The 12,640-nt window shown below is 74.7% G+C and carries 9 protein-coding genes, 1 pseudogene and 1 CRISPR repeat array; of the genes and pseudogenes, 5 read left to right on the top strand and 5 right to left on the bottom strand.

All coding sequences use genetic code 11. The features are described 5' to 3' along the window. Nucleotides 1–203 precede the first annotated feature (203 nt). A complete protein-coding gene (locus tag SZN_RS30705) occupies nucleotides 204–776 on the bottom strand; it encodes an HhH-GPD-type base excision DNA repair protein (protein WP_007502681.1) in 573 nt (190 codons plus the stop codon). A 113-nt stretch (nucleotides 777–889) separates the two neighbouring features. After that, complete coding sequence (locus SZN_RS30700) at nucleotides 890–1,609, bottom strand: siderophore-interacting protein (protein ID WP_007502679.1); 720 nt, start codon at nucleotides 1,607–1,609, stop codon at nucleotides 890–892. 76 nt (nucleotides 1,610–1,685) lie between these two features. Between SZN_RS30700 and SZN_RS30695 the strand changes: the two genes are divergently transcribed. From SZN_RS30695 to SZN_RS30675, 5 genes and pseudogenes are all read left to right on the top strand, one after another. Next, nucleotides 1,686–3,857: a penicillin acylase family protein gene (locus SZN_RS30695; protein ID WP_043734028.1), complete on the top strand. Its 2,172-nt coding sequence runs from the start codon at nucleotides 1,686–1,688 to the stop codon at nucleotides 3,855–3,857. 79 nt (nucleotides 3,858–3,936) lie between these two features. Further along, a complete protein-coding gene (locus SZN_RS30690; protein ID WP_007502675.1) occupies nucleotides 3,937–4,542 on the top strand; it encodes a GNAT family N-acetyltransferase in 606 nt (201 codons plus the stop codon). Further along, a pseudogene (locus tag SZN_RS30685) lies at nucleotides 4,539–5,041 on the top strand (SDR family oxidoreductase). Before SZN_RS30690 ends, SZN_RS30685 begins: the two are co-directional and overlap by 4 nt. Nucleotides 5,042–5,536: 495 nt before the next feature. After that, nucleotides 5,537–6,820: a phosphatase PAP2 family protein gene (locus SZN_RS30680; RefSeq protein WP_043734029.1), complete on the top strand. Its 1,284-nt coding sequence runs from the start codon at nucleotides 5,537–5,539 to the stop codon at nucleotides 6,818–6,820. 146 nt (nucleotides 6,821–6,966) lie between these two features. Beyond that, the gene (locus SZN_RS30675; RefSeq protein WP_007502670.1) at nucleotides 6,967–7,230 is read left to right on the top strand and encodes a hypothetical protein; all 264 of its coding nucleotides are present in this window, start codon (nucleotides 6,967–6,969) and stop codon (nucleotides 7,228–7,230) included. Between the two features lie 264 nt (nucleotides 7,231–7,494). Here SZN_RS30675 and SZN_RS30670 read toward each other — a convergent pair whose 3' ends face one another. The 3 genes from SZN_RS30670 to SZN_RS30660 form a co-directional block, all read right to left on the bottom strand. Then, nucleotides 7,495–8,016 (bottom strand): YcxB family protein, encoded by a 522-nt coding sequence (locus SZN_RS30670; RefSeq protein WP_007502668.1) that lies wholly within the window; start codon nucleotides 8,014–8,016, stop codon nucleotides 7,495–7,497. Between the two features lie 53 nt (nucleotides 8,017–8,069). Continuing rightward, nucleotides 8,070–8,762: a DUF4232 domain-containing protein gene (locus tag SZN_RS30665; RefSeq protein WP_007502666.1), complete on the bottom strand. Its 693-nt coding sequence runs from the start codon at nucleotides 8,760–8,762 to the stop codon at nucleotides 8,070–8,072. Between the two features lie 327 nt (nucleotides 8,763–9,089). Next, nucleotides 9,090–11,531: a helicase-associated domain-containing protein gene (locus tag SZN_RS30660; protein WP_007502665.1), complete on the bottom strand. Its 2,442-nt coding sequence runs from the start codon at nucleotides 11,529–11,531 to the stop codon at nucleotides 9,090–9,092. A gap of 652 nt (nucleotides 11,532–12,183) precedes the next feature. Beyond that, a CRISPR array of direct repeats spans nucleotides 12,184–12,637; the repeat unit is 29 nt; unit sequence CTGCTCCCCGCGCTCGCGGGGATGGACCC. Nucleotides 12,638–12,640 lie beyond the last annotated feature (3 nt).

The following is a 12,640-nucleotide window of genomic DNA, read 5'->3' as shown; positions in this document are numbered from 1 at the left end:
CGAGACGGGGCGGGAGACGGGCTCGGGAGGGGAGCGGGACGGCGTGCGGACCGGATCGGCCCGCGACGGACCGCCCGGCGACGGCGACGGTGACGCGGGTGCCGACGAGGGGCGCAGGGTCCGTACGGTCGTAGGGGGCGGGCCGGGCGAGGGGCGGAGGGGCCGGGCCGGGGAGGCGTGGTGCGTGGCGGGCCTGCGCGGCCCTAGGAGCGGGCCGCCTTCATCTCCTGTTTGTGCGCGCGCACCTTCGCCAGTGACTCGGGGCCGGTGATGTCGGCGACGGACCGGAAGGACGCGTCCTCGCCGTAGGCGCCCGCGGCCTCCTGCCACCCCTTCGGCCGCACGCCGAGCTGCTTGCCCAGCAGGGCGAGGAAGATCTGCGCCTTCTGCTTGCCGAAGCCGGGCAGTTCCTCCAGCCGGCGCAGCAGCTCGCGCCCGTCGTCGACGCCCTTCCAGACGAGCTCGGCCTCACCGTCGTAGTGCTCGACGAGGTACTGGCACAGCTGCTGGATCCGCTTGGCCATGGAGCCCGGGTAGCGGTGCACGGCCGGCTTCTCGGAGAGCAGGGCGGCGAAGGTCTCGGGGTCCTGCGCCGCGATGTCGTGCGCGTCGAGGTCCCCGGCGCCGAGCCGGTCGGCGAGGGTCCGCGGGCCCTTGAACGCCCACTCCATCGGCACCTGCTGGTCCAGCAGCATGCCGACCAGCGCGGCGAGCGGGCTGCGGCCGAGGAGCGCGTCGGCCTCGGGGTCCTGGGCGAGATGCAGGGTGACGTCCATGACCCCGATCATCCCGCGCGCGCCGCCGGGACGCGCGCGGGGGCGGGGCGGGGCAAGGGGCGCCCCCGCCGGTCACGCGCGCGCCCCCGCCGGTCAGGCGCGCGCCCCGCCGGTCAGGGGCGCCAGTAGCCGAGCGCGTTCACCCGCTGCTTCGGCAGACCGAGCTCCTTGCGGACGTACGAGGTGAGCGCGCGGGTCGTCGCCGTGTCGCAGGCGATCCAGACGTACGGGTCGGGGGTCGCGCCGACCAGGGCGGGCAGCGCCTCCTTCACCTCGGCGACCAGCCGGGCGCCGGCCTCGTGCCGGGGCACGGTCCGCACCTCGTGGCGGGACGGCTCGGTACGGAACGGCAGGCCCTCCCTGCCGCCCTCGAACCAGACCGTGACGGGCGCCGTGTCCAGGGCGCCGAGCAGGGAGTTCAGCGCGGGCAGCGAGGCGGCGTCCGCGACGGCGAAGACGTGGGAGGGCGCCGGCTCGGGGTTGGTGAAGCCGGTGCCGTGGACGGTCGCCTCGACGGTGTCCCCGGGCTTCGCGGCCCGCGCCCAGTCGCTGGCGACCCCCTCGTGCAGGGCGAACTCCAGGCTGAAGGTGCCGGCCGCCGGGTCGGGGTCGACCAGGGTGTAGGCGCGCTGGTGCGGCTTGCCCCCGTTGTCGAACCAGAGCCGGACCCACATGGTGGGGTGGACGCCGGTGGCCGCCAGCATGCCGCCGTCGGCGAGGTGCACGCGCCGGTAGTGCTCGGTGACGTCCTCGGCTCCCGTCACCGTGAACGCGAAGTCCTTGGCGCGCAGCAGCTTCAGGACCGCGCCCTCCCAGCCGTGCCCCTGCCCCATGGTCTGTTCACCTTTCACGTACCATTCCCACCGATTACTTAGGCAAGGCTAACCTAAAGTAAAAGGAGGGGTGCAGGTGACCGGCGAGATCTTCCGCGACGCCTGGGGCATTCCGCATCTCCGTGCCGACGGGGTGGAGGAACTCGCCCGTGCCCAGGGCCGGGTGACCGCCCTCGACCGGGCCTGGCAGCTGGAGGTGGAGCGGCACCGGTCGCAGGGCACGTCCGCCGCCTTCCTCGGGGCCGGGGCCCTGCCCTGGGACCTGCTCGCCAGACGGGCCCGCCTCGACGACACCGCGAGACGCTGCTTCGCGGAACTGGAGCGACGGGACGCCGAGACGGCCCGCTGGGTGCGGGCGTACGTCGGCGGCGTCAACGAGGGGCTGGCCGAAGGCGCCCGCCGCACACCGGAGTTCGCCCGGACCGGGGCGGCCCCCGGGCGCTGGGAGCCCTGGACCCCGCTGGGCGTCTGGCTCGGCGTCCACATCCTGTTCGCGGGCTTCCCTGCCAAGCTCTGGCGCGAGCAGGCGCTACGGCACCTGGGCGCGGCGGCGGTGGGGCTGTTCGCCGCGGACGGGCCGGGCACCTCCGGCAGCAACGGCTGGCTGGTGAGCGGCGAGCGAACCGTCACCGGGCAGCCGGTCATCGCCGGCGACCCGCACCGCTTCATCGAGGAACCCGGCGTCTACCAGCAGATCCACCTCTCCTGCCCCGAGTTCGACGTGGTCGGCCTCGCGGTGCCGGGCATCCCCGGCGTCGCGCACTTCGGGCACACCGGCACGGTCGCCTGGGCCATCACCAACGCCATGGCCGACTACCAGGACCTGTACCGGGAGCGGCTGCGGCGCACCGGGGCGGGCGTCGAGGCGCTGGACCCCGACGGCGTCTGGCGCCGGGCGGCGCGCCACACCGAGACCGTGGCGGTCGCGGGGGAGGAGCCGGTCGAGATCGAGGTGATCGAGACGGCCCGGGGCCCGGTCGTCATCGGCGGCCCCGAGGGCCTGCCGGAAACCCGTGGAGAACGCGGGGAGTCCGCGGAGCCCGGGGACTTTGCGGACTCCGGTGGCCTCTCCGGGGAGTCCGCCGACGCCCCGCCCCTCGCCATGGCCCTGCGCCACCCGCCCCGGGTCACCTCCGACCTCGGCTTCGGCGCGCTCCTGCCGCTGCTCCGGGCCCGCCGGGTGGCCGACGTCGACCGGGCCGTCGACCTGTGGACCGAGCCCGTCAACGTCGTGCAGGCCGCCGACACCGAGGGCGGTCTGCTGCACCGCGTCGCCGGGAAGGTGCCGGTGCGCGCCGAGGCCAACGGCGTGCACCCGGTACCCGCCTGGGAGCCGGGGCACGAGTGGCGCGGCTGGCACGTGCCGCCCCGCGGCGGGCTCACCGACGGTGTCGCCGCCATGGCCAACCAGCGCGGCATCGCGGCACCGCTCGGCGTCGAGTTCGCCCCGCCGCACCGCGCCGACCGCATCACGGCCCTGCTGGGGGAGAAGGAGCGCTGGTCCGCGGCCGACATGGCGGCCGTCCACCGGGACACCCACCTGGCCTCGGCCGCGCCCCTGCTGGACCTGCTGGGCGCGCTCGGCCCCCTCGGCCCCGAGGCGGAGGACCTCAGGCGCACCCTGCTGGACTGGGACCGCCGCATGGACGCCGACAGCGAGGCCGCCGCCGACTACGCGGCCGTGCGCTCCGCGGTCGTACGCCGGCTGGCCGCGCACCCCGCCTTCGCCGCGCTGGCCGCCCCGCCGGACTACCCGGAGATCCTGCTGCCCTGGCTCGCGCTGCTCCCCAGGGTCGGCCTCGCACTCGAAAACCTGCTGCGCGCCGAGGAGTTGTACGGCATCGACCGCGCCGGACTCGTCCGCTCGGCGATCGAGGAGACGGCCGCGCGGCGCGCCGCGGACCGGGCCGCCGGGGTCCGGCTCACCTGGGGCGCCACCCACCGCCTCGCCCCGTGGCGGGCGGTGGACGGCCCGGCGTACGAGGAACCGGGCCTGTCCGGCGACCACGACTGCGTGCTGTGCACGTCCGCCGTCCCCGGGCTGACCGATCTGAGCGCGCGGGGCCCGGCCGCCCGCTACGTCTGGGACCTCGCCGACCGGGACGCCAGCCTCTGGGTGGTCCCGCTCGGCGCGTCCGGCGTCCCCGGCTCGCCCCACCACCGTGACCAGCTCTCCCTGTGGACCAGGGGCGAACTGGTCCCCGTCGTCACGGACTTCACCCGGTTCACGAAGGAACGCGATGTCTGACCAGCCCGTCTCCCCTGCCTCTCCCATCTCCTCTGCCTCTCCTGCCTCTCCTGACTCCCCTGCTTCTCCCCTGCCGTCCGTGCCGTCCGCCCCGTCCGTCGCTCCCGTTTACGAACAGGTCGTCGACGGCTTCGGCACGGTTCGTATCCGCCCCCTAGACGCCGAGGCCGACGCCGCCACCGTCCACGGCTGGGCCCGCCAGGAACGCGCCTCCTTCTGGGGCATGAACGGCCTGAGCCGCGAGCAGGTCGCCGGGATCTACGCCCATATGGCGACCCTCGACACCCACCACGCCCTGCTCGTCGAACTCGACGGCATACCGGTCGCGCTGCTCCAGACCTACGAGCCGGAGGCCGACCGCGTCAGTGAGTGCTACGACGTCCTGCCCGGCGACATCGGCGTCCACCTGCTGCTCGCTCCGGCGGGGCCCGGGGGCGCCCGGCCCGGCTGGACCTCGGCGCTGCTGGGCGCCGTCACGGTGTACGTGTTCGTCACCCTGGACCGCCGCCGGGTCGTGGTCGACCCGGACGTGCGCAACGACCAGGCCGTCGCCCGCTTCCTCAAGCAGGGCTTCACGGCCGGTCCGGCGGTCGTGCTCCCGGAGGTCGACCTGCCCGAGGTGTTCATCCCGGAGAAGAAAGCCCAACTCGCCTTCCTCACAAGGGAGGTAGCGTTCGGGCAGTGACTCCGGAAGGACTCGTCGCGCACCACCCCCCGGAGTCGATCCCGCGGGAGGGCGGGCTGTTCCGCCGTACCTGGGCGGGGCCCGACTGCCCGACGGCCGGCCGCAGGGCACCGCGATCGTCGTGCTGCTCACGGCGGACGACCACTCCGCCCTGCACCGGCTGCCCTCCGTCGAGGCGGGCCGCCCCGCGCGCGGGTACGCCCACTACTCCGCGTCCAGGGCGGCGGTCGTGACGCACGCGCGGGCGGCCGCCGTGGAGTACGGGCCCCTCGGCATCCGCGTCAACACCGTCTCGCCCGGACTGGTCCACCGCGAAGGGCTGGACGCGGACTGGCCCGAGGGCGTACGGCGGTGGGAGCGCGCGGCGCCCGCCGGCCGGCTGGAGAGCCCGCGGGACGTCGGCGACGCGTGCGTGTTCCTCGCGTCGCCGCTCGCCTCCTGGATCACGGGGCACGACCTGGTGGTGGACGGCGGGGTCTCGGCCCGGCCGTCCTGGTGAGCGCGGCGCGCGTCGGCGGTGGGGGCGGCCGCCCGGTTCGCGCGCGGCTGACCGGCCCCCCGGGACGCCCCCCGGGACGCCTCCCCCCGGGACACCACCGGGGACGCCACCCGGGACACCACCGGGGACAAGGCCGCCCCGGGCACAGCAGCCGCTCTCGTCCGAGGCAACGGCTGAGCCGCCCCGCACGTCTTCTCCGGTGGCTTCTCCGGTGACGCCTTCAAGGTGACGCCCTCGGTGACGTCGAACCCCTCCGCTCCCGGGCACTGCTCCGTTAGCATGATCGAACTTACGAGCGACTGACGTTTGCATGACATCGAAGCGACGGCATCGACGAACACCTGCCACGCGTCGATCATCCGAGACGAACCAGCTGAAAAGACGAATACCACCCCCCATCAACCCATCGGCCGGACCTTGATACCCAGACAAACGAACGATTCCTCGCGAATCGAAGCCGCACCGGCGCGCGCCGCATGGCGCAGCCCGCGCGTGCTGCTGTGGGCCGGGGCGACCCTCGTGGCCCTCGCCTTCCTCATAGCCCTGGAGATCGCCGCGCGCCGCTACGGCATGCCCGGTCCGCTCACCAACCAGGCGCGGGAGGCCGTCTTCCCGCCCAAGTCGGGGTTCCTGCTGTACGCCGGCCTGGCCCTGACGGTGGTCGTCCTCACCTGGCGCGAGCGCCTCGTCGCGTTCGGCACCGCGCTCGGCATCGACCTCGTCATCCTCGTCGTCCGCGCGGCGGCGGGCATCAGGGTGACCGAGGGCCACCCCTTCGGCAACGGGGCGCTGCTGGTCGTCGTCGGCTGCGCCGTGTTCGCGGTGGTCCGGCGCACCGGCGGCGAACGCGTCCTGCTGCTCAAGGGGGCCGGGCTCGCCCTGCTGCTGGTCGCCGGCCGCAAGACCGGGGACGCCTGGCTGCTCATCACCGCCAAGACCCGGCCCCTGGTGCTCGACCAGTACGTGACCACCGCCGACCAGGCACTCGGCAACCCGTCCTGGTTCGTGGGCCGGCTCGTCAGGGCCTCCGGCCCGGTCGGCGCCCACATCCTCGACTACGTCTACGTCCAGCTCGCCGTCGCCGCGGTCGTGGTCGCGCTCTACCAGCTGCGCCATGTGGCGGCCGAGCGCCGCTTCCCGCGCCACCACCTCGTCCGCACCTTCCTGACGATCGGCCTCCTCGGCCCCGGCATCTACATGGTCTTCCCCCTCGTGGGCCCCCTCTTCGCCTTCGGACCGGGCGGCGGACCGTGGGCGGCGGCCGACCTCTGGCCGGACACGGTGCCCGTGTTCACGACGCCCGCGGTGATGCCGTTCGACGGGATCACGCCCCGCAACTGCATGCCCAGCCTGCACACGGCCTGGGCCACCGCGATCTTCATCCACTCCCGCAACGGCCCCCGGCTCCTGCGCTACGCGGGGACGTTCTGGCTGGTCGCCACGCTCGGCGCGACGCTGGGCTTCGGCTACCACTACGGCGTCGACCTGGTCGCCGGAGTCGTGTTCACGCTCACCATCGAGGCGGCGCTGCGCTCGTCCGCGCGCGGCTGGGACCACTCGGGGACGCGGCTGGTCGTCCACGGCGCGGCCGTCTTCACCGCGCTCCTGCTGTCGTACCGCTTCCTCCCGGTGGAGATGGCCAGGTACCCCTGGCTCGCCGGCCCGCTGCTGATCCTCGCGATGGCCTCGGTGATCCTCCACTACTTCCGTACGACGAACCTGTGGCAACCGAAGGCGAAGCCCGCCGTACGCCCGGAGCCGCAGCCGGAACTCGTCTGAGCCGCGCGCGGCCGCGGGCGACCGGCGGCTTCCGTTCCGGGGGTGGGAGCGTGTACGACTCCTGATGCGGCGGAAAGCCGTCGTGACCGGCGTCCCGGACCGCCGCGTCGCCGCGCAGGCCCGGCAGGAGACCACCAGGAGACGCCATGGACCCGGCCCTGATCCCACCCGCGGTGCTGGCCGCCGCGCTCGTCGTCCGCGTCGCCGTGGCGGAACTGCGCGCCCCCGGCGCCGCCCGCGCCGCCACGGCGTTCCTCCGCGACCCCGCGGCGGCCGGCGCCGCCTGCGCGGTCGTCGCCGCGGCCGCGGTGATGGGCCGCACCTGGCCGGCCCTGGCCTGGGGTGTGCTGGCCGGAGTCCTGACCGGCCACCTCACCCACCGCTCCCGCGACCGCGAGGACACCGGCTGAACCGGTACGGACCCCGCCCTCGACCGGACGGCGCCGCCGCTAGCGCCGCGGCCGGGAGGGTTCACCGGCTCGCGGCGTCCGGTGCGGCCCCTCGCCGCGTCGTCGCCTCACCCGGGTACGTCCGGTACGCGGACGAGGCTCCGCCGTGCGAGGCACCGCACCGGACGCCGCGAGTCTCCGGCACACCCGCCCGGCCACAGCCCTGGAGCCGCTTCGCAGCCCGGGACGGGGTCGCCCACCTCATCGGCCCGCCCGGCCACAGCCCTAGAGCCGCTTCAGGTTCCGGTCCAGGATCGCCCGCAGCCGGTCGACGTCCGCGGGGGTGCGGGCGCCCCGCTTGGGCAGCAGCGCGACCCCGGCCGCGCGGCCGCCGCCGAGCAGCACGAAGAGGCCGGGCGTCTCCACGTACCGCGGGAACACCGTCCAGTCCATCGTGTACGAGGCCCGCTCGCCGATGGCCACCGCGCCGCGGTCACCGGCCAGCATCCGGCACTCCCCGTACGGCCGCACCGCGCCGAACATCCGCCGGGCCATGGTCTGCGTCCCGTGCGCGGTCGCCCAGCACGCCACCGCCACGGCGAGCACCAGCGAGATGACCCACACCACGGGCGGGGCGCCCCGCGCGAACGAGACGGCGCTGACGGCGACCACCGCCGCGCCCGGTGCCATGAGCGCCTGGACCCGGCCCGCCGGAGAGCGGCGGGCCCGCGCCCGGAGCGCCTCCTCGAAGTCCGCCACGGTCGGCCGGTAGACGAACTCGACGGCGGCACTGCCCCTGGTGTCCATGGCCAGGGATCGTAGCGAGGAAGCCGGCCGCGCCCGGCCCCTCCGCGGACCCCTCAGCCGAAGGGGACCGCGTCCGCCGGGGCGGTGTGCCAGTTGGTGACGACCGGCTTGTCGACGGTGATGGTGCCGACCGGCAGGGACACCGGCTCGGGGTCCTCGTTCCCGACGGCGAGGATGATCGAGTCCAGTTCCTTGCCGTCGTCGGTGTTGGTGGTCTTCGGGTTGACGCCCGCGTACGCGGTGACGCTCCCGCTCAGCTTGATCTCCTTGCCGGCGGACTGCTCCGCGGGGCCCGCCTCGGTGCCGTCCGATCCGAACGCCACGGTGGGCAGCGCGGCGGGCAGGTAGCAGGTGATCCCCGGCTTCGCCTTCGCCATGACCAGCACGTAGCCGCCGGCCTGGCTCTCGGACCTGGTCTTCCAGGAGATGTCGTTCGCGCCGCAGACCTGCCCGACCTCCTCGCGTCCGCCGCCGGTGCCGACCCCGGAGCCCTCTCCCCCGGACGTGGCGCCGGACGAGTCGCCGGACGAGGCGCCGGACCCCTTCGCGGGCTCCTTCGCCTTCCCGCCGCCCGAGTCCGGGGAGCCGGAGGAGGCGCCGCCGCCACCCGCCGCGGACACGGCGGGCGAACTCTGCGCGGCGGCGCCGTCCCCGGCCGGTTCCGTGCCCTTGCACGCGGTCATCAGCAGGGCGCCGCCCAGGACGGCTGCGGAGACGAGAAGGGCCTTGCGACGGTTGCCGGACATGAAATCCCCTTGTGCGTCGACTGGTTCGGGCCGGATCCGCTCCGGCCTCCTGGTGCTCGGTCGCCTGGTAGGAGGGGGCTGCGGGGCCCGGGGCTCCCGCTGCCGCCGTTCCAGGACAGGGCCGTCACAGAGCGGTGACATGATCACGGGCGCCGCATCTCCCGCGCGCGGCAACCGAGTTGCCGCGCGCTCGCCCGAACGGGGGTGACCCTGACGTCCGGCAGGACGGACAGGGCGCCGCACTGCCCGATGCCGGGGCCGATCCCACCCGTGCGCCGGCCGTGGAACCGGGGAACCCCACACGGCCCGGCCGCCTGGTCCCCCGTCCTACGCGGGCATCACGCCATGGATGCGCGAGAGCGTGAAGACGCGTTCCGCTTCGCGCAGGTGGCACCACGCGTCGAGGTAGGGCGGGTCGAGTTCCAGGTCGCTGAGGGTCCGTACGGTCCGGTTGCCCGAGGTGGCGATGTACTCGACGGTGACGGCCGCGCCGGTGTCGACGGCATGGGCGAGCTGGCGGATGTCGCCGTACGACAGGTGCTTCGCGTATCCGGCGACGATCTCCTCGGTGTCCGTCGCGCGAGGCAACCCGCCGCCGACCGGGCCGGGTTCCGGTACGCTCGGCGGGGCCTTGAGCAGGAGGTCGGCCAGGGCGTCCGTCCCGGTGCCGGTGGGCACGTCCGCGGCGGTGGGCGCTCGCGAGGCGCGGGTCGCGGTGGCCCGGGGGCCCCGCCGCCCGACGTTCCCCCGCGGGGGCGGGACGGCGGCCCTCTGCGGCAGCCGCTTCTCGATGCGTACCGTTCCCCCGGCGGTCTCGGCCACCGGGGCGAAGCCCGCGGCTCGGAGCGCGGCGAGAGTCGCCGCCGGCGGGCTGCCGCTGACCAGGACCGTGGGGGCGAGTTGCCGCAGGGCGAGCTTGCGCAGCGCGCGGTGGGCGGCGACTTCGGCCAGCAGCGCGGGTTCGTCGCCGTGGACGACACAGGCCGCGGGGGCGATGCGGACCCGTCCATGACCTCGCGCGGTGTCGGCGATGAGATAGGTCAGCGGCTGAGGCAGGGCCGTGGCGGAGCTGCCGGCCAGGTCGGCTGCGATGTCGTCCGGGGTGCGGCCGGCGTCCAGGGCCCGGCGGACACTGCCCGCACTGAAGCGCCATACCGACGCCGTGCCACTGGTCTCCCTGTCGGCCGTCGAATCCAGCAGCGCCGAGAGCCGCGCGGACGGGGTGCCGGTGACGACGGCGGTGAGGTCGGCGCCGATCCGGGCCGTCGTGGTCGCGGTGGGCAGCAGCCGCCGGGCCGTGCTGTCGAGCCCTTCGCCGGTGGGAGCAGCCAGGTGGGCACCGAGCGGGGACAGCGCGCCCCGCGCCAGCACGCCCAGCAGTTCGCCTTCACGGACCACGGTGCTGAACGGTGCCGTGTCCTCGGGCGAGGCGTCGTCGGCGAGCGGGCGGTGCCAGGAAACCAGCGGCCCCAGCTCCGAGGCGACCTTCACCCCCTGACCCGCCGGGAGCCCCGCCGCCGCGGTGAGCAGCCCGTGGCGGGCTTGCAGACAGCCGTCGCAGGCAGGCGCACCGGCGAGCGCGGGAAGCGCCTTGTCGTCTTCGTCGCGCGCCCGGGTGGGGGTGAGCGGCAGGTCCCGCCACGCCCGGAGCAGTACGGCGAGTTGTTCCGCGGGCTCCTGCTCGGCCCAGGTGTCGTACACCTCCGTGGGAGGTACGCGATCGCCGTCGCGGGCCAGCAGTCCGGCGGCGTACGCGGTCTCCAGGGCGAGGCGTACGACGGCGTCGCCGGCCTGGGCGGCCTTGCCGAGCCGGGCCAGTTCCCGCGCGCCGATCCCGCCCGACTTCAGCCGGACCGGTGGGGCGGCCGCGCACACCGAGAGGACGGAGGCCGCCCCTGCCGCGAACGCGGTGGCGGCCGCCGCGGCCTCCCGCTCCACCTCCGCCGCGGTGATGGGCACCAACTGCGGTTCGGGCGGCAGAGGTTCGAACGGGGCGTGCCAATCGGGTCCCCGCAGCGCCAGGGCCACCTCGGCCGGCATCCGGACGGGCCCGATCTGCTGACGGTCCTGGATCAGCAGCCCGCGGTCGAGTGCCCACCGGGCGCCCTGTTGGAGAGCGGGGTCAGGAGACCCGAACATGACGAGCAAGGGCTGCCGCTGCGTGGACCCGGCCCTCTGCTGGAGCAGCTTCCTTGTGGCCGCCGGTGCTGCCGCCGCCAGCGCGGCGATCCGCTCCGCGTCACTGTGATGCTCCACCAGAGCCGCGATGCGCTGCTGCTTGGTGCCGGGTGGCTTGACACCCAGGACCGCCAGCATGCGGCGCAGCTCCTCCGAGGTGGTGCCGGCGAGCAGTTCCCCCAGCGTGGCGTCGAGTCCCAGGGGCGTACGCCACGCCTGCCGCAAGGGCGTGGACATGCGCAGCGCCTCGTTGCCGTGGGGCCACACGAGCGCCCGGTCCGACAGCGCCTCCAGGGTCGCGTCCAGCGCGTGCACCGCCGCGGGGGACGTCGAGCCGAGCAGCTCCGCGAGGTTGTCACGCGTCGCTCGTGCGCCCAGGGCTGCCAGCGCCTCGGCGGCCTGCAAGCACGGCAGCGTGAGCTGTGGCAGGGCGAGCGCCACGGACCCCGGACGCTGGAGACGGTCCGCCAGCTCCCCCACCGAGCGTGGTTCCGGAGAGGAGGCCGCGTCCTGCCGCATGGCGAGTACGCGTGCCAGACGGGAACGGTCGAGTTCGCTCAGCCAGGTTGCCAGCGTCGATCGGGACTTCATGAGGGTGCACCTCGACAGACAGGAAACATCACGGGCGGGCCGAAGCCGCTTCGGCGCCAACGCCAAGGATGACGCAGTTCCCTGATCCGCGGATGCCGTACGAGGACAAGTCCACGGCGCCCCGGCCGGCCCAGCCGACGAGGTGAGCCGACGGCAGGCCCTCAACACGCCCTCCGACTCTCCGTTTTGGTGTGCGTGGGTGCGTGGGTGCGTGGGTGCGTGGGTGCGCGGGTGCGCGGGTGGTCCGAGCTGGGCAGGCGCGGTGGCTCCAGGGCTTGCCGATGCTCGTGGGCGGGGGTGAACGCCCCCGAACTGCAACCCTCGGGGGTGCGGGGCGCTGGCCGTGGTGAGTCGGTGAGTCGGTGTGTCGGCTTTGGGGGGCTGGGGGGCTGGGGGGGCCGGGGGCAGTGGGTCCCCTCTCTGGTACTCGTGCCGGTCGTGCCGGTCGTACCGGTCGTACCGGCGGGTTGACCGTCTGGAAGCGGGTGCGGATCAGGGCGGGTAGGTTCGGGTAGGCGGTGCCCGTCTCGGCCGTAGGGTGTCTGCTGGGCTACTGCATGTCGACCTGAGGGTGGAAATACGCGTTTTGCGCCTTTCTCTGAAGTTGGTTCCGCGCGGCCTGCGTCCACACAATGACTGCAGGTCAAGCAGACTGCTCCCCGCGCTCGCGGGGATGGACCCTTTCCGCAAGCGGCGCCGCGACGCCGGGAAGACTGCTCCCCGCGCTCGCGGGGATGGACCCGTATCGGGGGCAGCATGGGACCCACTGTGCAACTGCTCCCCGCGCTCGCGGGGATGGACCCAACCTGCGGCAACCTCGGGGGCCGCGCGCGCACTGCTCCCCGCGCTCGCGGGGATGGACCCGTCGACGTCGCCGTGGCCCCCGTCGCCGTGGACTGCTCCCCGCGCTCGCGGGGATGGACCCTCCTGCCCCTCCGTCAGGGGGTGGTCGACGATCTGCTCCCCGCGCTCGCGGGGATGGACCCGTACCCGCTCGGCGAGATCGGCGGCAGCCACACTGCTCCCCGCGCTCGCGGGGATGGACCCCGCGATGCCCTGGCGTCCCTTGGCGTCGGTCTGCTCCCCGCGCTCGCGGGGATGGACCCTCC

This window comes from Streptomyces zinciresistens K42, assembly GCF_000225525.1.
Lineage (GTDB): Bacteria > Actinomycetota > Actinomycetes > Streptomycetales > Streptomycetaceae > Streptomyces > Streptomyces zinciresistens.
The sequence above is the reverse complement of the archived record's forward strand: the minus strand, read 5'-3'. Positions and strand labels throughout refer to the sequence as shown.

What these genes read in the sequence shown, in the direction of transcription:
- SZN_RS30665 (WP_007502666.1), bottom strand. Translation starts at nt 8,762, where the DNA reads ATGTCCGGCAACCGTCGCAAGGCCCTTCTCGTCTCCGCAGCCGTCCTG.
- SZN_RS30675 (WP_007502670.1), top strand. Translation starts at nt 6,967, where the DNA reads ATGGACCCGGCCCTGATCCCACCCGCGGTGCTGGCCGCCGCGCTCGTC.
- SZN_RS30660 (WP_007502665.1), bottom strand. Translation starts at nt 11,531, where the DNA reads ATGAAGTCCCGATCGACGCTGGCAACCTGGCTGAGCGAACTCGACCGT.
- SZN_RS30705 (WP_007502681.1), bottom strand. Translation starts at nt 776, where the DNA reads ATGGACGTCACCCTGCATCTCGCCCAGGACCCCGAGGCCGACGCGCTC.
- SZN_RS30670 (WP_007502668.1), bottom strand. Translation starts at nt 8,016, where the DNA reads ATGGACACCAGGGGCAGTGCCGCCGTCGAGTTCGTCTACCGGCCGACC.
- SZN_RS30700 (WP_007502679.1), bottom strand. Translation starts at nt 1,609, where the DNA reads ATGGGGCAGGGGCACGGCTGGGAGGGCGCGGTCCTGAAGCTGCTGCGC.